The organism is Mizugakiibacter sp. (genome assembly GCF_039680435.1).
In the GTDB taxonomy this organism is placed as follows: domain Bacteria; phylum Pseudomonadota; class Gammaproteobacteria; order Xanthomonadales; family Rhodanobacteraceae; genus Mizugakiibacter.
Genome location: NZ_JBDKSX010000081.1, coordinates 1 through 23836 on the forward strand (window position 1 = coordinate 1; position 23836 = coordinate 23836).

Annotated in this window: 21 protein-coding genes and 1 tRNA gene; 13 read left to right on the top strand and 9 right to left on the bottom strand. The window is 68.7% G+C overall.

What is annotated here, in order from left to right:
- Together ABFC67_RS08525 and ABFC67_RS08530 are read right to left on the bottom strand one after the other, a co-directional pair.
- Positions 1-140 (bottom strand): GDP-mannose 4,6-dehydratase (locus ABFC67_RS08525; RefSeq protein ID WP_346737595.1); only part of this gene is annotated, 140 nt, incomplete at its 3' end.
- Positions 141-239: 99 nt separating this feature from the next.
- The gene (locus ABFC67_RS08530) at positions 240-1016 is read right to left on the bottom strand and encodes a glycosyltransferase family 2 protein (RefSeq protein WP_346737575.1); all 777 of its coding nucleotides are present in this window, start codon (positions 1014-1016) and stop codon (positions 240-242) included.
- A gap of 304 nt (positions 1017-1320) precedes the next feature.
- Between ABFC67_RS08530 and ABFC67_RS08535 the strand changes: the two genes are divergently transcribed.
- The 4 genes from ABFC67_RS08535 (at position 1321) to ABFC67_RS08550 (ending at position 5782) form a co-directional block, all read left to right on the top strand.
- On the top strand, positions 1321-2343 hold the full coding sequence (locus ABFC67_RS08535; RefSeq protein ID WP_346737576.1) for a glycosyl transferase family 1: 1023 nt from the start codon (positions 1321-1323) through the stop codon (positions 2341-2343).
- Positions 2340-3686, top strand: coding sequence for an O-antigen ligase family protein (locus ABFC67_RS08540; RefSeq protein WP_346737577.1), 1347 nt, complete (start codon positions 2340-2342; stop codon positions 3684-3686). The genes ABFC67_RS08535 and ABFC67_RS08540 overlap by 4 nt, the downstream gene beginning before the upstream one ends.
- Before the next feature lie 78 nt (positions 3687-3764).
- Positions 3765-5444 carry a glycosyltransferase family 39 protein gene (locus ABFC67_RS08545; RefSeq protein ID WP_346737578.1) on the top strand — a complete coding sequence of 560 codons (1680 nt, stop codon included), beginning with the start codon at positions 3765-3767 and terminating at the stop codon, positions 5442-5444.
- Between the two features lie 11 nt (positions 5445-5455).
- The gene (locus ABFC67_RS08550) at positions 5456-5782 is read left to right on the top strand and encodes a hypothetical protein (protein WP_346737579.1); all 327 of its coding nucleotides are present in this window, start codon (positions 5456-5458) and stop codon (positions 5780-5782) included.
- Positions 5783-5788: 6 nt separating this feature from the next.
- Here ABFC67_RS08550 and ABFC67_RS08555 read toward each other — a convergent pair whose 3' ends face one another.
- Entirely contained in the window at positions 5789-6736 is a 948-nt protein-coding gene (locus tag ABFC67_RS08555) for a lipid A biosynthesis acyltransferase (RefSeq protein ID WP_346737580.1), read from the bottom strand.
- A 169-nt stretch (positions 6737-6905) separates the two neighbouring features.
- Between ABFC67_RS08555 and dtd the strand changes: the two genes are divergently transcribed.
- From dtd to ABFC67_RS08570, 3 genes are all read left to right on the top strand, one after another.
- Positions 6906-7346 (top strand): D-aminoacyl-tRNA deacylase, encoded by a 441-nt coding sequence (gene dtd, locus ABFC67_RS08560; protein ID WP_346737581.1) that lies wholly within the window; start codon positions 6906-6908, stop codon positions 7344-7346.
- A gap of 182 nt (positions 7347-7528) precedes the next feature.
- Entirely contained in the window at positions 7529-9379 is a 1851-nt protein-coding gene (gene rpoD, locus ABFC67_RS08565; RefSeq protein WP_346737582.1) for an RNA polymerase sigma factor RpoD, read from the top strand.
- Between the two features lie 253 nt (positions 9380-9632).
- A tRNA-Ile gene (locus tag ABFC67_RS08570) sits at positions 9633-9708 on the top strand.
- Positions 9709-10040: 332 nt separating this feature from the next.
- Here the strand turns inward: ABFC67_RS08570 and ABFC67_RS08575 are convergent.
- From ABFC67_RS08575 to ABFC67_RS08590, 4 genes are all read right to left on the bottom strand, one after another.
- Positions 10041-11909, bottom strand: coding sequence for a hypothetical protein (locus tag ABFC67_RS08575; protein WP_346737583.1), 1869 nt, complete (start codon positions 11907-11909; stop codon positions 10041-10043).
- A 316-nt stretch (positions 11910-12225) separates the two neighbouring features.
- The gene (locus ABFC67_RS08580) at positions 12226-13035 is read right to left on the bottom strand and encodes a hypothetical protein (RefSeq protein WP_346737584.1); all 810 of its coding nucleotides are present in this window, start codon (positions 13033-13035) and stop codon (positions 12226-12228) included.
- Between the two features lie 26 nt (positions 13036-13061).
- On the bottom strand, positions 13062-14132 hold the full coding sequence (locus ABFC67_RS08585; RefSeq protein WP_346737585.1) for a hypothetical protein: 1071 nt from the start codon (positions 14130-14132) through the stop codon (positions 13062-13064).
- A gap of 71 nt (positions 14133-14203) precedes the next feature.
- Positions 14204-14932: a hypothetical protein gene (locus ABFC67_RS08590; protein ID WP_346737586.1), complete on the bottom strand. Its 729-nt coding sequence runs from the start codon at positions 14930-14932 to the stop codon at positions 14204-14206.
- Between the two features lie 102 nt (positions 14933-15034).
- On the opposite strand from ABFC67_RS08590, the gene ABFC67_RS08595 reads away from it, so the two are divergent.
- Positions 15035-16759: an AAA family ATPase gene (locus tag ABFC67_RS08595; RefSeq protein WP_346737587.1), complete on the top strand. Its 1725-nt coding sequence runs from the start codon at positions 15035-15037 to the stop codon at positions 16757-16759.
- A complete protein-coding gene (locus tag ABFC67_RS08600; protein ID WP_346737588.1) occupies positions 16749-18161 on the top strand; it encodes a UvrD-helicase domain-containing protein in 1413 nt (470 codons plus the stop codon). The genes ABFC67_RS08595 and ABFC67_RS08600 overlap by 11 nt, the downstream gene beginning before the upstream one ends.
- Before the next feature lie 282 nt (positions 18162-18443).
- Here ABFC67_RS08600 and ABFC67_RS08605 read toward each other — a convergent pair whose 3' ends face one another.
- Positions 18444-19355 carry an EamA family transporter gene (locus ABFC67_RS08605; protein WP_346737589.1) on the bottom strand — a complete coding sequence of 304 codons (912 nt, stop codon included), beginning with the start codon at positions 19353-19355 and terminating at the stop codon, positions 18444-18446.
- A 550-nt stretch (positions 19356-19905) separates the two neighbouring features.
- On the bottom strand, positions 19906-20448 hold the full coding sequence (locus ABFC67_RS08610) for an OsmC family protein (protein WP_346737590.1): 543 nt from the start codon (positions 20446-20448) through the stop codon (positions 19906-19908).
- A 329-nt stretch (positions 20449-20777) separates the two neighbouring features.
- Between ABFC67_RS08610 and ABFC67_RS08615 the strand changes: the two genes are divergently transcribed.
- The 4 genes from ABFC67_RS08615 to ABFC67_RS08630 all read left to right on the top strand — a co-directional run bounded on the left by ABFC67_RS08615 (position 20778) and on the right by ABFC67_RS08630 (position 23816).
- Positions 20778-21497: an RNA polymerase sigma factor gene (locus ABFC67_RS08615; RefSeq protein WP_346737591.1), complete on the top strand. Its 720-nt coding sequence runs from the start codon at positions 20778-20780 to the stop codon at positions 21495-21497.
- 83 nt (positions 21498-21580) lie between these two features.
- Positions 21581-22300 carry an FAD-dependent oxidoreductase gene (locus ABFC67_RS08620; protein WP_346737592.1) on the top strand — a complete coding sequence of 240 codons (720 nt, stop codon included), beginning with the start codon at positions 21581-21583 and terminating at the stop codon, positions 22298-22300.
- Positions 22301-22317: 17 nt separating this feature from the next.
- Entirely contained in the window at positions 22318-23121 is an 804-nt protein-coding gene (folE2, locus tag ABFC67_RS08625; RefSeq protein ID WP_346737593.1) for a GTP cyclohydrolase FolE2, read from the top strand.
- Positions 23122-23156: 35 nt separating this feature from the next.
- Complete coding sequence (locus ABFC67_RS08630) at positions 23157-23816, top strand: hypothetical protein (protein WP_346737594.1); 660 nt, start codon at positions 23157-23159, stop codon at positions 23814-23816.
- Positions 23817-23836 lie beyond the last annotated feature (20 nt).

Here is a 23836-nt window from a genome sequence, read left to right on the forward strand (position 1 = left end):
CCCAGCTCCTCGATGCGCCAGAAGTTCACCGAACTGGTGCGCCGGTAGGTGCCGTAGACGCGGTAACCCTTGTTCAGCAGCAGGCGCGTCAGGTAGGCGCCGTCCTGGCCGGTGACGCCGGTGATCAGTGCGGTCTTCATGCGGGGATCCTGGAGCGAGCGGGGCGCGGCGGGCAGCGGCCGCGCCGTGCGGGAAAGCGCGCATTCTGCCAGCCCGTACGCGGGGCGGCGAGCGGGGGCTCAGATCCGCTGGCCGCGGTTCAGCAACCACAGCTTGATGAACTTCTGCCGCACGTAGTTCGCCTCGACGTACGCGAACACCAGCCCGCGCCAGCCGTCGAGGAAGCCGAGCCGCAGCGCGTAGCCGCGCAGGAAGCGCCAGAACGGGTTGACGAGGATGTTGGCGAGGCGCGCGCGCCGTCCGCGCGCGTGCATGTGCTCGGCCATCAGGCGCGCATAGCGCTCCAGCCGGCCGAGCTGGTCGGCCAGCGAGCGGTAGGCGTGGTGTTCGAGATCGCCGGCCAGCGTGCGCACCGGGCCGTCGACGGTCACGTGCTCGTGGATCTCGCGGTCGCCGCGCCAGCCGCCGCGGCGGCGGTCGAACAGGCGCAGCACGCGGTCGGGATAGGCGTTGCCGTGGCGCAGGTAGGCACCGAAGTATTCGGTCGCGCGCGCGAAGCGGTAGCCGGCGGCATCGGCGAAGCCGGCCGTGCGCGCGGCCTCGATCGCGGCTCGCAGTTGCGGCGTCACCCGCTCGTCGGTGTCCAGGCACAGCACCCAGTCGTGGCGTGCCTGGCGCACGGCGAAGTCCTTCTGCGCGCGGTAGCCGTCGAAGGCGCGCTCGATCACGCGCGCACCCCTCGCCGCGGCGCGCTCGCGGGTGCCGTCGGTGGAGCCGGAATCGACCACCACGACGTCGTCGCAGAACGCCAGCGAATCGAGGCAGGCGTCGATGCGGTCGGCTTCGTCGCGCGTGATGATGCAGGCGGAGAGCCGCGACGGAGCGGGCGGCGTCATGGGGGCGAAAGGCTCCGGAGGGCGGCGTCGAGAGCGGGAAGGGTAGCCGAGGGCGTCCGTCCTCGCCACGGGCGGATCGGCGCGTCCGCGTGCCCGCAAGGACTGGATTCCCTGACCTGCGTCACGTTTGCCGGCGACGGTTCGGGTATGCACGTTCCGATGGATGGCGAGCGCCGTGCCCGGGGAGCAGGCCGTTCAGCCTTCGGAAGGCATGGCGTCGGAAAGTTGGGTCATGATTCCGGCCACACAGGGGATGTGCCGGCAAGACCGGCTTCGGTATGAGCGCACTCAGGGACTCTTGCGCATGGCTACCGTCAACCTGGTGTTCTGGGACAACGGCTTCGGTCTGTCCCGCGATTTCCGTCTGTTGGCCGACGCGCTGCACCGCAACGCCTGCGAGGTGACGGTCACCGCGCTCGACCTGCGGGACGAGCGGCGCCGGCGCAGCAAGCGCATGCGTGCCTACGTGGGCGCGCAGCGTCTGTGGTGCGGGCTGCGCCGCCGCTGGCGGCCGCCGCAGACCTTCGACCTCAACATCATGTTCGAGCACCTGTGGCCGGATCAGTTGATCCGTTCGCGCTGCAACGTCGCCCTGCCCAATCCCGAGTGGTTCGATCGCCGCGACCAGCACTTCCTGCCGGCGATCGACCGCGTCTGGGCCAAGACGCGGAACGCCGCGGCGATCTTCGGCGGGCTCGGCTGCGTGACCAGTTGGGTCGGCTTCCACAGCGACGACCGCTTCGACCCGAGCGTGCCGCGCGAGCGCAAGTTCTTCCACCTCGCCGGCGGCAGCCGCATCAAAGGCACCGACCGCCTGCTGGCGGTGTGGCGGCGGCATCCGGAATGGCCGACGCTGACGGTGCTGCAGCATCCGCGCGAAGCGCATCCCGGCCCGTCCGCCGCCAATATCGAACACCGCCTCGGCTACCTCGACGTCTCCAAGCCGACGCATTACGCCGAGCTGAAGCGGTTGCAGAACAGCCATGTCTTCCACCTGTGCACGTCCGAGACCGACGGCTGGGGCCACTACCTGGTCGAGGCGCTCGGCGTCGGCGCGGCGACGGTGACGGTGGATGCGCCGCCGATGAACGAGCTGGTCACGCCCGAGCGCGGCCTGCTGGTGCCGTACGAGGGCACCGGCAATATGGCGCTGGCCACCACCTACTACTTCGACGAGCGCGCGCTCGAGGACACCGTCGAGCGTGCGCTGGCGTTGAGCGACGCCGAATTGTGCCTGTTGGGCGAGCGCGGGCGCGCGTGGTTCGTGGAGAACCGCAACGCCTTCGTGCGACGGATCGGCGACGCGCTCTCGGCGACCCTGCATTGAGCGGCGCGGAGCCGGCCCCGCGCCCGCATGCCTGGCACGCGCGGCTGGCCACCGCCGCGCTGTGCTTCCAGGCGTTCTTCGCGATGACCCACTTCGGCCACCAGTTGAAGCCGGAGTACGGTGCGATCGCGGCGCTGCTGGCGCTGCTGGCGGCGGGCGGCGCGCGCTGGCGCGCGCTGGCAGGGCATCCGCTGCCGTGGCTGGTGCTCGCATTCACCGCCTACGCCATCCTGCAGGCGGCGTACGCGGCCCATGTGGTGCCGGCCATTCCGTTCGACAAGCAGCTCTCGGCCAACGCCGAGCCGGTGCGGGTCGGCGTGTTCACCTGCGTGATCGGCGCGTGGCTGGCCGACGATCCGCGCTGGATGCCGCGCCTGCTCGCGCTGATGGTGGCCGGCTTCGTGCTGGCCGTGCTGGTGTACGCACCGTGGCGCGACCTCGGCGCCGTCGTCGACGGCACGCTGCGCCTGCGTTTCGATGAGGCGGAGAACATCGTCGGCGAGTTCGCCGCGATCGGACTGCTGCTGGTGCTGTACGCGCTGGCCGCGCCGGCGCCGCGCCGGCGCGGCGTGTTTGCGGTGGCTCTCGCCGCGACGGGAGCGCTGCTGTTGGCATGCCTGCTGTACGCGCAGTCGCGCGCGGCCTGGCTCGCCGTGATGCTGATGTTGCCGATCGCGTTCTTCCATCTGCGCGACGGCGCGCGGGTGTCGACGCGGCGAATGGCGGCCGCGTTCGCGCTGGCCGCGCTGGCCGTGGCCGGCACGCTGTATTCCGGGCACGCGCTGATCGTGCAGCGCTTCGCCGGGGGCGAGGCGATCGCACGCGCGGTGGCGCAACGTGATCTGGCCGCGTTGCCGCACACCTCGGCGGCGGTCCGCGTGCAGCTCGTGGCGTTGGGCTTGCGCGCCTGGTGGGCGCATCCGGTACTGGGCAACGGCCTGCAGAGCATCGCGCCGATGATCGCGGCCAGCGGCATCCACATCGGCGGCTACGTGCCGCCGCATCTGCACAACACCTATCTGCAGGCCGCCGTCGGCCTCGGCGGCGCGGGCGCGGCACTGCTGGCGGTGACGTTCGGCGTGCTGCTGCGCGAGCTGCGCCGGGCGCGCCGCGCGGGGCTGGTGGACAGCGCGCTGTACCGCGCGCTGCTGGGCAGCCTCGGCATCGTGCTGGTGGTCAACGCGTTCGACTTCCTGCTGTGGCGCTTCAACCACCTGCGTGCGCCGCTCGAGCTGGTCCTGGGCTGCTGCTTCGCCCTGTCCCTGCGGCTTCGGCACGCTGCCACCGTGCCGCCGCCCGACGCGCAAGGCAAGCGCAAGAGCCAGCGCGTGCCGCTCGGGTAAACTGGCGCGCCCCGCCGAGGATGGACCGCCCCTTTGATCCGCGACGCCTACCTCCGACACGAACGCTTGCGCGCGCTCATGCCCTGGCTGCCGCTGTGGCTGGCGGTGGCGCTGCTGGCGATCTTCCAGCACGGCCCGATGCCGCTGTATTCGACGCGCACGCTGGCGGTGGCGTGGGAGATGTGGCACCACCACGAGTTCCTGGTGCCGCACATCAACGGCGCGCCGTACAGCCACAAGGTGCCGCTGCTGTTCTGGCTGATCCACGCCGGCTGGGCGGTGTTCGGCGTCAACGACGTGTGGCCGCGCGTGCTGCAGGTGCTGATCGGCGCCGCGCAACTGGTGCTGGCGACGGCGCTGGCGCGGCGGCTGTTCCCCGAGCGGCCGTGGATCGCGCGGGTGACGCCATGGATGCTGATGGCGCTCGGTTACGCGTTCCTGTTCGACCTGCAGATCATGTACGAGGTGCTGCTGGCGGCTTTCGTGCTGGCGGCGCTGCTGTGCCTGACCCCGCGCCGCGACCGCGCTGAGCCGCGCTGGCTGCTGTTCGCGCTGTGCGTCGGCGCCGGCCTGCTGACCAAGGGCCCGGTGATGCTGCTGCACGTCGCCTTCCCGCTTCTGCTCGGGCCGCTGTGGAACGAATGGGCGGCGGCGCACAGGCGCCGCTGGTACCTGGCCGGGACGCTGGCCCTGCTCGGCGGCTTCGCGCTGCTGCTGGCCTGGGCGCTGCCTGCGGCGCAGCGCGGCGGCGCGGAGTACCGCCACGAGCTGTTCTTCCTGCAGACCGCCGGGCGCGTGGTGGAAGCGTTCGACCACGCGCGCCCGCTGTGGTGGTACCTGCCGTGGCTGCCGGTGGTGCTGTTCCCGTTCAGCGCCTGGCCGCGCGCGCTGGTCGCGCTGGCGACGCTGCGCCGGCCGTTCGAGCCGGGCCTGCGCTTCCTGCTGTGCTGGCTGCCGCCGCTGCTGCTGGCGTTCTCGCTGGTCAGCGGCAAGCAGACTTACTACCTGCTGCCGGAATTCGGCGGCGCGGTGATGCTGGTCGCGGCGGCGATCGCGCGCCTGCGCGAGCGCGGCGGCGCGCTCGCGACCAGCGCGTGGCTGGGGCCGTGGCCGCTGGCGGCCGGCGGCTTCGCTTTCGCGCTGGCGCTGTTTGCGCTGCCGCTGGTGGTGGCGTCGGGGCGCGTCGACGGCGGCGCCGGATCGCTGCACTGGCTGAAGGATCTCGCCGGCGCCAGCGCGCCGTTCGGCGTGGCGTTCCTGCTGCTCGGCGCGCTGCTGCTGGTGCGCGGACGCGGCGAGCTGCGCCGGCTCGCCTTCGCCGGCCTGCTCGGTACCGCCGCCGCCGGTGCGCTGTTCTCGTGGACCCTGTTCCCGGTCGGCTTCGACCTCGCGCCGACCGCGCGCCTGCTGGCGCACGCCGAGGCCGAGGGCCGCGCGATCGGCAACCTCGGCATCTACGAGGGCCAGTACCACTGGCTCGGCCGGCTGACCCGGCCGATCGAGCGCCTGTACGAGGGCGAGAACCTGCAGGCCTGGGCGCGCGCGCATCCGGACGGCCTGGTGGTCGCCTACCCCAGCCGGCTCGGCCCCGACGACCTGCGCTACGCGCTGCTGGTGCAGCCGTTCCGCTCGGTCTGGATCGTGGTCTGGGAGGCGCGCGCGCTGGCCGCCGAACGACGCGGCGAGACGCCGCCCGAGCCGCGCCGGCCGACCGAGCTGCAGCCGGCCGGCTACTGGCGCTACCAGGACATGCGCTGAGGGCGGCCGCCGTGCACGCCGACGCCATCGAACGTCTGCGCGCCCAGCTCGGCGGGCCCCGCGACGGCGCGCTGTTGCGCTTCGGGCTGGGCCAGGCGCTGCTCGGCGCCGGCGACGCTGCCGCCGCGGCGCAGGCGTTCCGCGACGCGCTCGGCTTCGACCCGGACTATTCGGCGGCCTGCAAGATGCTCGGCAAGGCGCTGGATGCGGCGGGCGAGCGTGCCGCCGCCGCGGACGCCTACCGGCAGGGCATCGCGGTGGCCGCGCGCCGCGGCGACCGCCAGGCCGAGAAGGAAATGCGCGTGTTCCTGCGCCGGCTGGAGCGCGCCGGCGGCTGAGCCCGTTCAGGCGCCGCGGCGCACCGCGTCGGGCAGGGCCTCCAGCGCGGTGCCCTGGCGCGCCAGCCAGTAGGGATCGTGCGCGCGTGGGTCGGGCCGCTCGGCATAGCGCTTGTAGGTCCACTGGTACTGCGTGAAGGCGCGCTCGACGCAGGCCTCGACGCCGCGGTTGAGTGCGCTGCAGGCCACGCGCAGGTCGGCGTCGGCGATGCCTTCGGGCGCCGGCAGGAACTGCAGGCGGAAGCCGGCGCCGCGCGGCAGCCGCTGCATGAAGGCGAACAGCACGGTGGCGCCGGTGCGCGCGGCCAGCCGCGGCAGCAGCACCATGGTGTTGGCCTCGACGCCGAGGAACGGCGCGAACTGGCCTTCGCCCTGCTTCGGCTGCTGGTCGGGCAGGATGCCGACCACGCCGCCGGCGGCGAGGCGCTTGTACAGCGTGCGCACGCCGGCGCCCTCGGCGCGCACCTGTTCCGGCGCCAGCGCGCCGCGCACGCGCACCAGCAGCGCCTCGAACTCGGGGCGGCGCGGCGGCGCGTACAGGATCGCCAGCCGCGTGCGGCTGCACAGCCAGTAGTTCAACAGCTCCCAGCAGCCGAGGTGCGGCGCGGCGACGATCAGGCCGCGGCCGGAGGCCAGCGCGGCGTCGAACAGCGCGCCGCCCTCGACCTCGCGCACCAGCGCCAGCGCGCGTCGTGCGTCGCGGCCCCAAATACGCGCGATCTCGGCCAGCGCGCGCCCGGTCTCGGCCAGCGTCGCGCGCGCCAGCGCCGCGCGCGCCTCGGCGGAGAGCTGCGGTCGCGCCAGCGCCAGGTTGGTCTCGACGTGCAGCCGCTCGCGGCCGTGCGCGCGCCAAAGCAGGCCGCCCAGCGCCGCGCCCAGCGCGTGCAGCGCGCGCAGCGGCAGCAGGCCGAGCAGGCGCAGCAGGGCGTAGACCAGGGCGACGTTCCAGCGCATGGCGGGGCGGTTGCGGCAAAGTGGCAAGTGTAGCGGCGGACATCTCGCATCGGGCGTACCGCGCAGAACCCCGCGACGACGGCCGCTCCGCGTGTCGGCTAAGCTTGGCCGAGTCCCGAGTCCCGAGTCCCGAGTCCGAGTCCGAGTCCGAGTCCGAGTCCGAGTCCCCATGATTGCGCTGATCCAGCGCGTCGCCGAGGCGCGCGTCGAGGTGGAAGGCGTGGCGGTCGGCGCGATCGGGCCCGGCTTGCTGGCCTTCGTCGCCGTCGAGCCCGGCGACGGCGAGGCGCAGGCGCAGCGCATGCTCGAACGCCTGCTCGGCTACCGCGTGTTCCCCGACGACGCGGGGCGCATGAACCGCTCCCTGGCCGAATCCGGCGGCGGCCTGCTGCTGGTCCCGCAGTTCACCCTGGCGGCCGATACCGCCAAGGGCATGCGCCCCAGCTTCGCCTCGGCGGCGGCGCCCGAGCAGGGGCGCCGCTGGTTCGAACGGCTGCTCGAGCTGGCCCGCGCGCGCCACGCGCCGGTGGCGAGCGGACGTTTCGGCGCGCACATGCGCGTGCACCTGGTCAACGACGGGCCGGTCACGTTCTGGCTGCAGGCGCGCTAGGGCGGGCCTCGATCCGCCGTGTTTTCCCGTGCTGGAGACGAAAAAAGCGGCATCGAGGCGGGTTCCGCCCCGCGTTTGGCACGTTTCCTGCCCGCGCGGGCGGTAGGCGATCACTCTTGATCTCTGGTCAAAAAATCGCCATCTGACTATACTGAACGGTTCCGGCGTCCAGCGGTGTAGGTATGGAAAACAATCCTCAGCAGCAGTCCGAGATCAAACAGCTGATCACCAAGGGCCGTGAGCAGGGCTACCTGACTTACGCCGAGGTCAACGATCACCTGCCCGACGACATTGTCGATCCGGAGCAGATCGAAGACATCATCAGCATGATCAACGGCATGGGCATCGAGGTGCACGAGGTTGCGCCCGATACCGACGTGCTGATGGCCGAGGCGCCCGCCGCCACCGAAGACGACGAGACGGCGACCGAGGAAGCGGTGGCGATGCTGACCGCGGTCGATGCCGAAGTGGGCCGCACCACCGACCCGGTGCGCATGTACATGCGCGAGATGGGCACGGTCGAGCTGCTCACCCGCGAGGGCGAGATCGCCATCGCCAAGCGCATCGAGGAAGGCCTGAACCAGGTGCAGAGCGCGCTGGCCAGCTTCCCGTGGGCGATCCAGTTGCTGCTCGAGGAATACGACCAGCACCTCGACGGCAAGCGTCGCCTGAGCGAGATCCTGGCCGGCTTCAACGACGTCGAGCAGCCCGACGCCACCCAGGTGGCCGAGCCCGTCGTCGCCGCCGAAGACGAGGACGACGACGAGGAAGCGGCGCCCGCGGCCGCCGACGCCGAGGAGTCCACGCCGGGCGAGTCCGGCCCGGACCCGGAGGAAGTCAAGCGCCGCATGGACGAGCTGCGCGGCCTCTACGCCAAGTTCCAGAAGGCCGCCGAGAAGTACGAAAGCGGCGACCGCAAGGTCATGAAGCTGCGCGAGCAGATGGCCGAGGCGTTCCTCAACCTCAAGCTGCCGTCGGCGCTGATCGACGGCTTCGTCAAGAAGCTGCGCGACGTGGTCAACGCGGTTCGCCACCACGAGCGCGAGATCATGGACGTGTGCGTCAAGCGCGCGCGCATGCCGCGCAAGGAATTCCTCAAGCTGTTCCCGTCCAACGAGACCAACCTGGCCTGGGGCGACGAGCTCGGCCGCAAGCGCCAGAAGTGGTCGCCGGCGGTCAAGAACCACAAGGACGCGCTGCTCGCCGAGCAGCAGAAGCTGGTCGACATCGAGCGCGCGCTGCACCTGCCGCTGACCGACATCAAGGAGATCAACCGCGCGATGTCGATCGGCGAGGCCAAGGCCCGCCGCGCCAAGAAGGAGATGGTCGAGGCCAACCTGCGCCTGGTGATCTCGATCGCCAAGAAGTACACCAACCGCGGCCTGCAGTTCCTCGACCTGATCCAGGAAGGCAACATCGGCCTGATGAAGGCGGTCGACAAGTTCGAATACCGCCGCGGCTACAAGTTCTCCACCTACGCCACCTGGTGGATCCGCCAGGCCATCACCCGCTCGATCGCCGACCAGGCGCGCACCATCCGCATCCCGGTGCACATGATCGAGACGATCAACAAGCTCAACCGCATCTCGCGGCAGATGCTGCAGCAGTACGGCCGCGAGCCGACGCCGGACGAGCTGGCCAAGGTGATGGAGATGCCGGAGGACAAGATCCGCAAGGTGCTGAAGATCGCCAAGGAGCCGATCTCGATGGAGACGCCGATCGGCGACGACGAGGATTCCCACCTCGGCGACTTCATCGAGGACAGCAACGTCGACTCGCCGGTCGATTCCGCCACCACCACCGGCCTGATGGAAACGGTGCGCGAGGTGCTGGCCGGGCTGACCCCCCGCGAGGCCAAGGTGCTGCGCATGCGCTTCGGCATCGACATGAACACCGACCACACCCTCGAGGAAGTCGGCAAGCAGTTCGACGTCACCCGCGAGCGCATCCGCCAGATCGAAGCCAAGGCGCTGCGCAAGCTGCGCCACCCCAGCCGCTCCGAGCAGTTGCGCAGCTTCCTCGACCTCGAGTAAGCGCCGCGCGGTCCCGCCGCGAAGGAAAAGCCCCGCCGCGTGCGGGGCTTTCTCGTTGTGTCCTCGCGCCGGCGCGGCCGAGCGGCACCGCTCGGCAATGCTTGCGCCGCCGCTGTGCGCGCCGTCGGCAGCGAAGCCTTCGAGTTCGCCAGTGCCGACTGGCCGCGCGAGCGGCCGGGGTGATGCTGGCGCGCGCGCAGCGCTGCCGCTATCGTTCCCCTCCCGCCGCGCGCACCGCGCGCGTCCGCACGATGGGCCTATAGCTCAACGGTTAGAGCAGGGGACTCATAATCCCTTGGTTCCAGGTTCGAGTCCTGGTGGGCCCACCATTCTCGCGTTCATGTGCGCGCACGAGTGCGTTTAACCATAGTTTGGCCGGGCCACGTGACGGCGATTGACCGTGTCGCCTGCCCGTACACCAGCCGCCCGCGACGAGCAAGGTCGTCTTCAACTGCCGCACAGGGCCGACCTGATCCGCATTCCTCACGGCGTGCCGCGAAGACAAGTTTGTTCGCGGACGTCCGTCGGCAGTCGCTAGCGAAAGGCCGGAATCGGCCACAACCAGCCGCTCGCGACCCGAATTACGCTGCCAGTTGGCGGCCATTGACGGATAGCTGCGGCGCAATCCGCAGTCGGGGTAACCGCGCGCAGGCGATCTGCGCTATTGCACGGTCAAGGTGTTGTATTTGTTGACCAGCTTCTGGAAGCGCGGATCGGCGTGCAGCGCGGTGTAGTAGGGATTGATGGCGAGATCGGTGCAGTTGATCGGATCTGCCGGGCATGAGGTTTCCAGCAGTTGCAGCAGCGCCGCGTGCTCGCCGAGCGAGGCGTACATCTGGATGAGATTGACCACCACGCCCAGATTGGACTGGTGCCGGCTCAAGCTCTTCAACGCAGCCAGCGCCTGCGGGCGCAGCTTGGGATCGGCCACGGCCCGGTACACCAGACGGCCGGTCGTGACCTGCTCCTGGTCCACGGACGTCGCCGGTTTCACAAGGTCGAACGCCGCCACCATCTTGTCGTACTGGTGCAGCTGCTGGTAGGCGTAGGCGAGGCCGAACGCGCCGTCCACGTCCGCGGGATCGAGCCGGATCATGGCCTGGGCGGCCGTCACCATCTGCGCCCAGTTGCCAAGGTCCAGGTTATCCACGGCGAGATTGTTCCAGGCGGTGGCGTTGTCGGGATCGAGCTGGGTGGCTTCCTGATCTTCCGCCATTGCCTGTTTGAGCGGCAGCAGAGTGCCGTAATCGAAATGCGCGTCGGCATTGCTGGGATCGAGCGCCAGAGCCTTCCGCAAGTCGTCCCGTGCCTTGGCGCGCTGCGGCGGATCGCGAGTCATTTCCGCGTTGCCGAGCGCCACCCAGGCATCGGCGTTGTTCGGATCGAGTGCCAGCGCCTTTTCGGCTTCGGCGCGGATCTGCGCTAGCGTGGCTTTGAGCGACAGGTCGGAACGCTGGGTCAGGGAGAACAGCGCACGCGACATGAGCGCGTGGGCGTCGGCATAGTTCGGATCGAGCGCGATGGCCTGCTCGAAATCCTTGCGCGCGGAGGTGATACTCGCGGCTTCTCGCTTGTCCAGGAGCGCGCGGCCTTTCAGCACCAGCTCATGGGCTTGAGGGTTGGTAGTGCCGCCGACAGGCAGGTCGGCCTGCGCGAACTTCACCTGCAGCGCCTGCGCGATCGCCTGCGACACCTTGTCCTGCACCGCGAAGATGTTGGCGAAGGAATCGTCGTAGTGCTGCGACCACAGCTCGTACCCGGTCACCGCGCTGACCAGCTCCACGCTGATCCGCACTTCGTCGCCCTCGCGCGCGATGCTGCCGTGCAGGATATTGGCGACATCCAGCTTCTCGCCCACCGCGCGCGCCGTGAGTGCGGAGTCCCGCAGCGTGGAAGCCGTTTCCCACGCGATCACGCGCAGGGCCGGGTTCTGGCCGAGCGCGCCGGTGAGTTCCTGGGTGATCCCGTCGCTGAAATACTGTTGTCTGGGATCGCCGCTGAGATTCTTGAAGGGCAGCACCACCAACGTGTCTTTCGGCGGGTTGAAGGCGGCGGACAGCGCGGCCTTCGGAGGTGCGGCGGCAGCGGTCGGGCTGGAGGCCGCGGGGGACGCACTGGTCGCAGCGAGGATGGCTTGCGAACCCGCAGCCGGTGTGGCGTGCCGCAGCGCCAACAGGCGCCAACCCATCAGCGCCACCGCCAGCACCAGCACGATCATGATCACCGCATTCAATTTGCGGCCGATGTCGCGGGCCGCATGTGCGGGGCGCGCGTCGGGTGAATCGGCAGGCGCAGTACGGCGGATGCCTTCGGGCGTGACCTCGTAGATCCACGCGAAAACCACCGCCACGGGAAACCCGATCGCGAGCAGGATCACCACCACGCGCACAAACCAATTGGGGATGTTGAAGAAAGGAAAGACCTGGGTCGCGATCTGCACGATCAGCCAGCCGGCCACGGCGTAGGCGACCGCCGAGCGCCACACGTGGCGGCGCTTCAGTTCCTCCAGGAAACCGGACCTGGCCGCCACGCGCGCCCCAAGATTCCCGCCGGCGACAGGTCGGCCTCCAGTGCGGCGAGTGTACGCAATCCAGGCGCCGAGCGCAGGTGGGGCTGCAAGCCCGCGAATTACCAGACAACCCGAGAGCGGCCGGTCATCAAGGACCGCAACGGGTCGAAAGCAGGCGCCCACCCTACCCCCGATAAGATCCGATAACCGCTCCGTCCTACGTCCGCTTCCGGCCAGAAGCGGACATCGGCGCCCCCCTGCCCATGCCCGGATCTATAGCCCAGTCTGGTGGATCCTAGGGGCGTATCTGCTGCCTCCCGCGACGTCGGCAGGCTGCCTAAACTTTCAGCACGACCCCGCGGGGAGGGCGTCGATCGGCCACGATAGAATCCCGCCCATACATGATCGCCTGGGTGTCGGTGGGCGCTTCCAGCCACAGCTCGGGAGGGAGTCTGCCCAACTCGACTTCGACATCCATAACAGCGTCGGGGGTGGGCGGAGAGAGCGCGGCGAGGTCGCGGAAGTTCTGCCCAAAGCTGCCTTCCGATCTCCACACAGCAAAGGCAAGCGGGTAGAACTTCATCAGCCAATAGGTGGCGTGTGCGGGTCCCCGCATATCGGTGATCGCGGCATCCCGGATTAGGACCTGCCGGCGGTAGGGATAGACCCAGTAGTAGACGTGCACGCCGCTGGGAACGGGCAGCGTCTCGTCCAAGAAGAAGTCACGGAATGCTTCGGTGTCGGGCCCCTTGGGATATCGGTCCACACCCACCGCAGCAAGGTGTCCCCACACAGCCCGCACGATGCGACCAGGCTTGGCCGGAATCACCATCTTGCTTGGCAAGGTGAGGTTTGACGCCAGCAGGCCGGCGACTTGGTTAACGAAATCAATCAAGGCCAAGTCATAACGTCCACCCAGCAGGCCGGTGTTGCAGCGGGCGCAGAGAGTTCGGTATTTGACGCCATCGTTCGCTTTCGCGGCATAGGCGCGTCCAGCGGACATGCGGCTGGACACGTGCTGGAGCGTCATGGCTGTGGGACGCACGCATCCCTTGGGCGGCGTGTGGTCCTCCGTCAGTGGCCCCACGTCGCCGCAGATGTTGCACTGCCCCTGCTTGGGGCCTCGCGTGATGAGCGTCAACGGCATCGGTTGTTCCCTCAAACGGTGGGACGTTAGCCCGGGCGCCAGGGCTCAAGCATGCGGATGACAGCCATGTCTGCTTCGCCATTCGGCATGGTTGCCGCGGAGAAGGGAACGTCCACACGAGATCCGGGGGGCTCCTGTTGCAGGGTCACGATGGCGCCAGCCCTCGCCAGGGCGTCCTGAACCACGCGAACGATGCCATCCTCCCCTTCCAGGCCGTTCCACGCGTGCCGGCTCTCCCAGGCGGCGCGGAGCGCAGTCAGTAGGTCGGGAAGCAGGGGCCAGAACTCGCTGGCCCGCGTGGCGGGCAAACGGTCTTCCGCGTCAAAGTCTGTCTCCTGCCCATCGGCGTGGCCCATGAGGTAAGCGGCCATCTTCAAGGGGTTGGCCACCCGACCGGTGGTTTCAACCAGCAGCCGGTCGATTTCCCCATGGGTGCGATAGGCCTTGATGGCCTCGCGGGCCTTGTCCATGGCGCCGTCCACTGCCAGCTCGGTGGAGTCCGCATAGATGGCGAGTACTGCATCCCCCTGGGTGAGCGGGGCGCAGAGCCTGCAGGCCGCGTATTCCTCCCAGATGGTGTGGGCCACTTCTCGCATGGTGGCCACAGCCCAATCGCCCTTGTGGGGCGCCAGCATCACCCCAGGTGAGTGCGCCTGAAACCACCCGATGACGGTGACGTGCGCCAGTTCATGGGCGACGATGTTGACCGCGGGCCAACAGATTTCTTCGCCTGCCAGGGCACCCACCACCTTCGCGTCGAACACGGCATGGACCTTGATGCCGCCCTCGCGTTTGACGCGTAGGACTTTGGCCACGCCAAGCAGGCCGCCCTCATTCGTGTATTGCCTGGCCACCGTCGACTCGTAGCCGAGGTCCACCGAAGCGAGGGCGTCATCGTAGTCAAAGCCGGCCGTGACCCCGTCGAGCAGTGACAGGTCCATGTAGCGACCGCAGGTGAACAAGACGTCCTGGAAGTTGCGGATGAACCGCTCGTTCCACTCGTGGTTGTCGCTAAGCCCCCTGAAACTCAGCTGGCAAGAGGGCACGGTGGAGGGTGGTAGGGCATCCTGTTTCTGCTCTGGATCGTCTTGACTCATCCCTGTGCCCCTGGTTGCGTGCCTCCTTTCTACACCTCGCCGCATGGCGGTGCGAAGGCCACGACTAGTGGTCACGCCTCTTGGGGAAGGCTACCAATGGCTTTGGCGGCTTGTATCCAAGCCTCATACGCAGTGAGGAACGCGCCCACCTCTTTCGGGTGGGTCTCTCCGACTTGTGGCCACGTTGTGGGGCTAAGCGTTTGCGTAAAGCTGAAGGCCAAGAGCGCGCACGCTGTCACGTTCACCACCAGGTGGCCATTGTCGAAGTGCTCCACATCGAAGGCGATTCCGGTCTCGTGCTCATAGGCCTGGATGACCTTGATGCCCCCATGCACGAACCCGTGCAGGTCCTTCTTGATGAAGGCGACCATCCGCGGCAGTCTGCCAAACTCGTTTTCTGAGATGCTGCCCAACAAGCCAGCGCCAGGAAGGTGGGCCGCAGCCAATTCGCTAAGGCTTTGGAACGGAGGGAAATCAGCAGCCCCTCTTTCAAACTTGTGCAAAAAATTGTCGGATGCCAGAAGGTCCGAGCCGAGGTAGATGGCCCTGAACATGTGTTCAAGTTGCGGTCGCAGGAGCACCACCGCCCCCATGCCGTTGTTCTCGTCGTCTGTGGCGATGAGGGTCAAGGCGGCATGGGCGATGTCGATGCTGGATTTGAGCAGGCTTAGGGAGAACCACACCCGGTTGCCCGCATGAAAGTCCAGTCCTCGGATCACGGGCGTAAACGTCGCGACCAACGCAGCGGACGTGTGTGCGAATGCAGCAGGGGAAACGGCTTCGTCCGGGCGCGCAGACATCCTCGACCTCCCAGGGAGCTCGTTGAAGTCTAGCCAAATGGATCGGATCAGGGATTCCCCCTATCCTTCCTTGGCGCAGTGCCACAGGGGGCATAGACACGGATGGCCCGTATTCGCAAGGTCGAAATCCGCAACTTCCGGTCCATCCGCGCGCTTGATTGGTTTCCCAACCCCGGCGTGAACTGCCTTATCGGGCCGGGGGACAGCGGGAAATCAACCATCCTGGACGCGATTGATTTCTGCCTGGGTGCCCGGCGCTCCGTGGCCCTCTCCGATACGGATTTCTACAACCTCGACGTTGGGCAGGCCATCAGCATCACGGTAACGCTTGGGGCATTGCCCGACGCTCTGCAAAACCTCGATACCTACGGCGATTTCCTGCGTTCCTACCATGCAGGCACGCGCGCGATCGAAGAAGAGCCGCAGCATGGTTGGGAGACGGTCCTTTCCGTCAACGTGCTCGTAGGTGCCGATCTTGAGCCTGTCTGGACGCTGGCCTCGGCCCAGGCGCAAGCCGCCGGAATAGAGCGAGGGCTACGCTGGGCGGACCGCGTTGCCATTGCACCCGCGCGGCTGGGCAACTACCTCAACGCCCACCTCGGGTGGACGCGGGGTTCCGTGCTCAATCGCCTGTCGGACGACGCTGTCCAACTGGGGCCCCGGCTTGCGCAAGCCGCCCGACAAGCGCGCGCAAGTTTTGGACAGGCCGCATCCGAGCCCTTGCGGCAGGTGCTCGATGAGGTCAACCGTCAGGCGCAGGACCTAGGCATTTTGGTGGGTCAGGGCGCGCAAGCATTGTTGGACGCCCATTCGGTTTCCATCGGAGATGGAGCAGTTGCACTCCACAACGATGCCGGTGTGCCCCTGCGTTCCTTGGGAACTGGATCGGCGCGCCTGCTCATTGCAGGGCTGCAACGGGCTGCGTTCAGGGGCCAAGCCGGTATCGTCTTGGTTGATGAAGTGGAAACCGGGTTGGAGCCTCATCGCCTCCAACGGCTCCTGATGTCACTTGGTGCAAAAGACGACGCTGAACCGATGCAGGTTTTCCTGACCACTCACTCCCCTGTGGCAGTGCGCGAACTTGACGCCCGCCAAATCTGGGTTATCCGCCCGGAGGGTGCTCACCATCAAGCCCATTGGGCCGGTCGATTCCCAGAAGCACAGGGCACAGCGAGGGCCACTCCCGAGGCAATGCTCGCGAAGACTGTGATTCTGTGCGAGGGCGCTAGCGAAGTTGGACTGGTCCGAGGCCTGGACATGTATTGGGCCGGCCAGAACTGCCGCTCCCTGCTGTCAGCCGGAGCGATCGCAGTAAGCGTTGGTGGCAGCTTTCCCGAGAAAGGGTTCCAACGGGGCGTTGCGCTCAGCTCACTCGGCTACAAGACGATTGTTCTCGTCGACAGCGACAAGCCCATTAACCCCGCAGACGTGGCCGCCCATGCAGCAGCAGGTGGGCGCCATGTCCAATGGGATGTCGGACGGGCAACTGAGCACGAACTTTTTCTATCGCTGGACGACGATGGGGTCGCGTTGCTTATCGAACGCGCGACCGAACTCCACGGCCGCCGGGTGGTGGACGACCACATCAGAACGCGAACCGATGGTCAGTGGACACTCGAAGCCATCGACACCGCAAAAATGATGGAAGGATTCCAGCCACACCTGCGCCAAATGCTGGGGAATGTCGCCCACAAGAGCGGCTGGTTCAAGCAGCAGGGCATCTTTGAGGACCTTGCGAGGGATATTGTCGGTCTACGGTATGCCCAAGCCTCAGAAGACTTCCGGCAACGCATCCATAGCCTTTTCAGTTGGGCCCATGAGCATTGAGGAAGCCCTGCTGTCAGTTCAGCGCGGCTCGGTCACAGCCCCCGCAGGGTGTGGCAAGACCCAACTTATCGCCGCAGCGCTTCATCGGCATCAGGGACGGCTTCCCATCTTGGTGCTGACCCATACGAACGCGGGTGTCTCGGCGTTGCGCTTGCGCCTCAACAACACGGGTGTTCCGGCGAGTGCCTATCGCGTCGCGACCATCGACGGCTTCGCGAAACGTGTAGCAGCGACTTTCCCTCGCCGCAGTGGCATCAACCCGCTCGTGCTCGAATTGGCAAACCCTGGCGGGGACTACCCCGCCATACGTGCGGCTGCCATCGCGGCCTTGGAGGGACGCCACCTTGACAGTGTTCTCTCCGCCACCTACTCGCGGCTGTTCGTGGATGAGTATCAAGACTGCTCCCTGACCCAGCACCGAATCGTCAGCAACCTTGCCTTCGCCCTCCCTGTGTGTGTCCTGGGCGACCCGATGCAAGCCATCTTCGGGTTCGCGGAACCCTTGGTTGATTGGCAAGCTGATGTCCTTCCCAACTACCCCTCTGTTGGCGAGCTAAACGACACTTGGCGCTGGACCAATGTCGGAGCTGCAGACCTCGGCGGCTGGTTGCTGGAAGTGCGACGTGCGCTCGAGGCAGGACAGAAGATTGACGTGCGGACCTTGCCCCACCGCGTGGAGTACGTTCACGTGCCCCCTGGACAAGACGACATCCGCAGGCAAGTCGCCTTACGGGCGCGCGCCGAGACGAACCGCGGTTCGGTGCTGGTAATTGCCGATTCTCGCAACGTGTCAGGGCGGCACCAACTGGCAAGCCAGACGCCAGGGGCCACCGTCGTAGAATCGGTAGACCTCCGGGACTTGACGTCCTTCGGACGCCTGTTTGACCCCACCGCCGCTGATGCAACATCGAGGCTGTTGATCTTCGCCGGGTCACTCATGACCAACCTGGCCGTGGCGCAGACCCTTCAGCGTCTGGATTCCATTCGCATCGGGCGCGCCAGAAATCCGCCCACGGAAGCGGAGGCTGCGCTTCTGGCGTTTGAGCGGGCTCGGACATTGCACTCGGCACGCCAGGCAATTGTTTGCCTACGTGGGCAATCGAACGTTCGGGTGTATCGGCACGAAGTCCTGGAGCGGTGCCTGAGGGCGATGAGCCACGCCGCGGATGGTCACTGTTCGTTTCACGAGGCAACGGTGCTTGAACGTGAGCGCTTCCGCCAGCGTGGACGCCCGTTGGCTAGTCGCAACATCGGAAGCACGCTCCTATTGAAAGGACTTGAAGCAGAGGTTGCCGCGATATTGCATCCAGAGCAGATGGATGCGCGCAACCTCTACGTCGCATTGAGCCGCGCATCCCATCGCATCATCGTGTGTTCGACGACGCCGATTTTGCCGGCATAGCGCCAAGGCCGCGCCTCACCAGCCCCTTCTCTCCGCTCGCAGGTCGGCGAGGCGATGCCTGTATCGCTGGGCAGAGCCGATGATGGATCTGATCGCCCGAAACGTCCGCTCTGGGTCGAACGCGGTCGCTCATCATCACGTCGAATAGGGGGCGTAGCCAATTAGTCGCTCGACGCCCTCACGGCCCCACGAAAGCTGCCCTGCTCTTCGCGTCGGCCACAGCCGCGCTCCTCTCGCCCTCAGCCGGCGCGCCGTAGCTCAGAGGGTGGGCGCGTGCAGGCTTCAGCGAACCTCGCGCGCAAGCTCCGCCGAAGGGGATAGCGGCTCGGCAGATACCGGTCGCCGCACGCTCAGCGCCGTGCCGGTGGATGCCACGATGATCGCCGCGATCGCCAGCCATTGCAGTGCGCTGAGCCGTTCGCCCAGCAGCGTCACGCCGGCCAGCGCTGCCACGGCGGGTTCCAGGCTCAGCAGGGTGCTGAAGGTGCGCGCGGGCAAGCGCGTCATCGACACCATTTCCAGCGAGTACGGCAGGGCCGAACTGAGCAGGGCGACGCCCAGCGCGTAGGGCAGCAGCGCCGGCGACAGCAGGGCGCTGCCGGCGTGCGCGATGCCGAAGGGGATCGCCAGCAGGGCGCCGATCGAGGTGCCCAGCGTCACCGCGTCCGCGCCGTAGGCGGCGCCCGTCCGCGTTCCCAGCACGATGTACAGCGCCCAGCCCACACCGGCGGCCAGCGCGTACGCCACGCCCGTCGGATCGAGCGTCTGCACGTGGCCGCGCAATGGCAGCAGCAGGGCCAGGCCGGCGATGACCAGCGCGATCCACACGAAGTCGATCCACCGGCGCGAGCTGAACATGGCCAGCGCCAGCGGGCCGACGAATTCCAGCGCCACCGCGATGCCGAGGGGAATCGTACGCAGCGCCATGTAGAACACCAGGTTCATCGCGCCCATCGAAAGCCCGTAGCCCCACAGCACGCGCCAGTCGCCGCGCCGGTCCGTGCGGCGCCAGGGGCGCCGCCACAGCAGCAGGAACAACGCGCTCAGCCCCAATCGATAGGCGGTCGCGCCCTGCGCGCCGACCTGCGGGAACAGGTGTTTGGCCAGGGAAGCGCCGCATTGGTACGACACCATGGCGATCAGCAAGGCGCCGAGCGCGAGCGCGATCTGGCCAGCGTTGGAACGGGGCGACATGCGCAGGACCGTGACGGGGAGGGTTTGTCCATGATGCCAGCAGCCTGGACGCAGCCAGTCATGCGGGCCGCTTCGCTGCTGACATCGCTTGGCAGCAGTCGAAACGATGGGAGCGCCGGCAGGATGGAACGGTCACTGCACGGCGGGTGCAGATCCGCTTGCACCCGTTCGGAATCCTGCGGGGAGCCGTGGCGGAAGTTGCGCTCGGCCCGCTGACGCTTCGCGCTGCGCCGCATTCCAGCGAAGAGCCGCTGTTGATGTACGGGACAAGCACGCCGTTCCCGTATAAACGACCCGGTACGTCGTGCCGGGCCGATCGGTCATCGGTTGCGCGTGTCACGCGGCAGCGTCGGATGAACCGGCATCGGAAGGTTGCGAGCGTCTGGCAGCGCATTGCCGGCGGGTCGACTGCCGCCCCGCGTCCATTTTGTCCTGCCGAAATCAGCGGGAGCGACTGCTGCCGCGGCGCCCTGCTGCTTCTTCGGCCGCCGCAGGACGAGCACCTTGCCGCTGCTGCGTCGCTACCGGCCGCGCCGTCGGCGGCTCGGCGTCAGCCGGCGGCGCCTTCCACGCGGACCTGCGCCTCGATCTCCACCGGGAAATTCACCGAACGGGCGATGAAGCACAGCGCGTGCGCGCGTTCGTGCAGGGTGAGCGCGAGAGTGGCGTCGCTGCGGGCGGCGAGCGTCACCTCGGGGCGCAGCACCACGCGAGTGAAGCGGCCGCCGCCATCGGCGGTCTCGGCCATCGTGCCGTCGGCGCGGTCTTCGTAAGCGGTGACGACGACGCCGGCCTCGGCGCACAGGTGCAGGTACCAGAGCTGGTGGCAGGCCGACAGCGAGGCGACCAGCAGCTCTTCCGGATTCCAGCGCGCGCGGTCGCCGCGGAACTGCGGATCGGAGGAGCCGGGGATCGGCGGCTTGCCGGCGGCCTCGATTGCGTGGTCGCGGCGGTAGGCGCGGTACGACGCGGTGCCGCTGCCCGTGTTGCCGGTCCAGCGCACGGTCGTGGCGTAGCGGTGTTCGCGGCCTGCGTCGGCGTTCGCCGCGACGGGCGTGCCGGGATGCACTGTCCGGGGCGTCGGGTCGTTCATGCGTCCTCCCGTGGTGTCGCGGCGCGGTGCGCCGCCGGCGTGGCTGCACGCGCATCATCGGGCATCGCTGCCGCGGCATGCTTTGGCCGCGGGCGAAGCGTCGCCGCGAATCGCGGGAACCTTTTGCGCGCCCGGCGCATTACTGCACGTGAGAGCGCCGCGCCGGCCCCGACGGCCGCGCGGCCCGCGCCGAGGATACCGCCATGCGCCGCAACGCCGATGCCAGCACTCCCCCGAACGGTCCCGTCGCCGCCCGCCCGTCGCGCGGCGATAGTCCGGCGCCCGGCGTGGCAGGATACTCGTCGTTGCAGGTCGGCGAGGTCATGGCGATGAATCGAACGGATGTCCCTCTCTCGCGCGCGCCCGACGCGGCCGCCGCGCCGGCCGCGGTGCCCGACGCGGAGCTGGTCGCGCGCGTGTGCCGCGGCGACCTCAACGCCTACGGCACGATCATGCGCCGCTACAACCGCCGCCTGTACCGCGCCGCGCGCAGCATCCTCGCCCACGACGGCGATGCCGAGGACGCCGTGCAGGACGCCTACGTCGCCGCCTACTACAAGCTGCACACTTTCGCCGAGCCGTACGACCTCGGCGCTTGGCTCACCCGCATCGCGGTGAACGAGGCCTACATGAAACTGCGCAAACGCCGTCCGCATACGTCGCTCGACGAGGGTGGCGAGCGCGAGTTCGAGCGCGACGAGCTGCACGCGCGGCACGGCGCGGATCCCTCCGGCCACGCCGAGGCCGAGCAGGCGCGGCGCCTGCTGGAGGCGGCCATCGACCGCCTGCCGGACGGCTTCCGCGCGGTGTTCGTGCTGCGCGCGCTGGAGCAGATGGACGTCGCCGAGACCGCGGCCTGCCTGCAGCTCAACGAGGCCACGGTGAAGACCCGCTATCACCGCGCGCGCAACCTGCTGCGCGCCGACCTGCTGGCGCGCCTGAGCGTCGACAGCGTCGACGCGTTCGCCTTCGACGGCTCGCGCTGCGACCGCATCGTGCAGCGCGTCACCGCGCAGCTCACCACCACGCACGGCCCGCCGAACGCCTGAGCCGCCCCCGTTTCCGCCCACGCCCGCCGACCGGTCCGCCCGGCCGGTTGCGGCCCCGCCTTCCCCGCATTCCGGATACGCGCATGTCGAACACCCACCGCAGCCGCCTGCTGGCGCAGCAGCGCATCGCCGAGGACACCGGCCTGTTCCGCTTCGAGAAGCCGGCCGGCTACGCCTTCCGCGCCGGGCAGGCGATCGACCTGCGCCTGCCGGCGCTGGACGAGGACGTCGACGGCGGCGCGGTGCGCACGTTCTCGCTGGTCAGCGCGCCCGGCGACGGCGAGCTGGCGGTGGCGACGCGCCTGCGCGACACGCCGTTCAAGCGCGCGCTGGCCGCGCTGGCGCCGGGCGCCGCCGTCGAGCTTAGCGACGCCGACGGCGATTTCGCGCTGGCGCCCGACGACGCGCGTCCGGCGGTGCTGCTGGCCGGCGGCATCGGCATCACGCCGTTCGTGAGCATGCTGCGCGACGGCGCGTCGCGCGACCGCGAGCTGGACCTCGTCTATTCGAACCGGCGCGCGCGCTCGGCGGCGTTTCTCGACGAGCTGGAAGCGCTGCAGCGCACGCGCCCCGGCTTTCGCCTGACCGCCACGCTCACCGACACCGACGCCATCACGCCGGCGTGGCGCGGCGCGCGCGGCCCGATCGACCGCGCCCTGCTCGAAAGCCGCCTCGGCGCGCTGTCCGGCCGCGTGTTCTACGTGGCCGGCCCGCCGGCGATGGTCGAGGCCATGCGCGCGCTGCTCGCCGCCACGGGCGTCGCCGCGGCCGACGTGCGCGGCGACGAGTTCTTCGGTTACTGAGTCGGCTGGAGCCCGCCATGTTCGTCGAATCCGATCTGCTGCCCGACCTGCAGGCTTCGCCCGACCTGCGCGGCATGGCCATTCCGCGCGTCGGCGTGCGCGCGCTGCGCTACCCGATCGCGCTGCGCGGCGAGCACGGCACCATCGCCTCGGTGGCGCAGTGGGCGATGTACGTCGGCCTGCCGGCGACGGTGCAGGGCACGCACATGTCGCGCTTCGCCGAGCTGCTGGAGGCGCACACCCATCCGCTCGACCTGCGCGCGTTCCGCGCGATGCTGCTCGACATGTGCGCGCGCCTCGGCGCGGCCAGCGGCCACCTCGAGGCGCGTTTTCCCTACTTCATCCGCAAATACGCGCCGGCGTCCGGGCTCGGCAGCCTGCTCGACTACGACGTGACCTGGACGGCGCTGCGCGCCGCCGACGGCACGGTCCGCCAGTTGCTCGGGCTGGAGGTCGCGATCACCAGCCTGTGCCCGTGCTCGAAGGCGATCTCCGCCTACGGCGCGCACAACCAGCGCTCGACGATCGGCGTCGAGGTCGAGCTGGCGCACGACGTGAGCGTGGAGACGCTGGCGCGCACGGTCGAGGCGCAGGCGTCCTGCGAGGTCTACACGCTGCTCAAGCGCGCCGACGAGAAGCACGTCACCGAGCGCGCCTACGAGAACCCGAAGTTCGTCGAGGACCTGGTGCGCGACGTGGCCCGCGCGCTCGGCGCGCTCGACGGCGTGCGCGCGTTCGCGGTGCGCTCGGAGAACTTCGAATCCATCCACAACCACTCCGCCTACGCGGAGATCACCAGCCCCGGCTGGCGCGCGCGTTGAGCGCGCCGGTCGCCCACACCCGCCGGAGTCATGCCATGAAACGTTTCGCACTTGCCGCACTGATCGCTTCCGCCACCCTGCTCGTCCCCGTCGCCCAGGCGGCGCCCGAGGCGCCCGCCAAGGTGTCGGCGGTGGCCACCCGCCTGGCCCTGCGCGACCTCTGGGTCGAGCACGTGTTCTGGATCCGCAACGCCGTGCTTGCCGCCGCCGCTGGCAACGCCGCCGAGCGCACCGCCGCCGAAGCGCAGGTGGTGGCGAATGCGCGCTCCATCGCCGACTCGATCGCGCCGTTCTACGGCAAGGCCGCCTCCGACAAGCTGTTCGGCCTGCTCGCCGGCCACTGGGGCGCGGTGAAGGCCTACCTCGACGCCACCGACGCCGGCAACGCCGCCGGCCAGACCGAGGCGACGAAGCAGTTGACCGCCAACGCCGGCGAGATCGCCGACTTCCTGTCCGGCGCCAACCCCAACTGGCCGCGCGCGACGCTGGTCAGCCTGCTCACCGCGCACGGCGCGCACCATGTCGCGCAGATCCAGCAGCTCCATGCCGGCCAGTTCGATGCCGAGGCGAAGACCTGGGCGGCGATGCGCGCGCACATGTACGTGATCGCCGACGCGCTCACCGACGGCATCGCCAAGCAGTTCCCGGACCGCTTCGACGGCGGCGTGGCGATGGCCGCGGCGCACCACCACTGAGCCCGCGTGCGGCGTGGGGG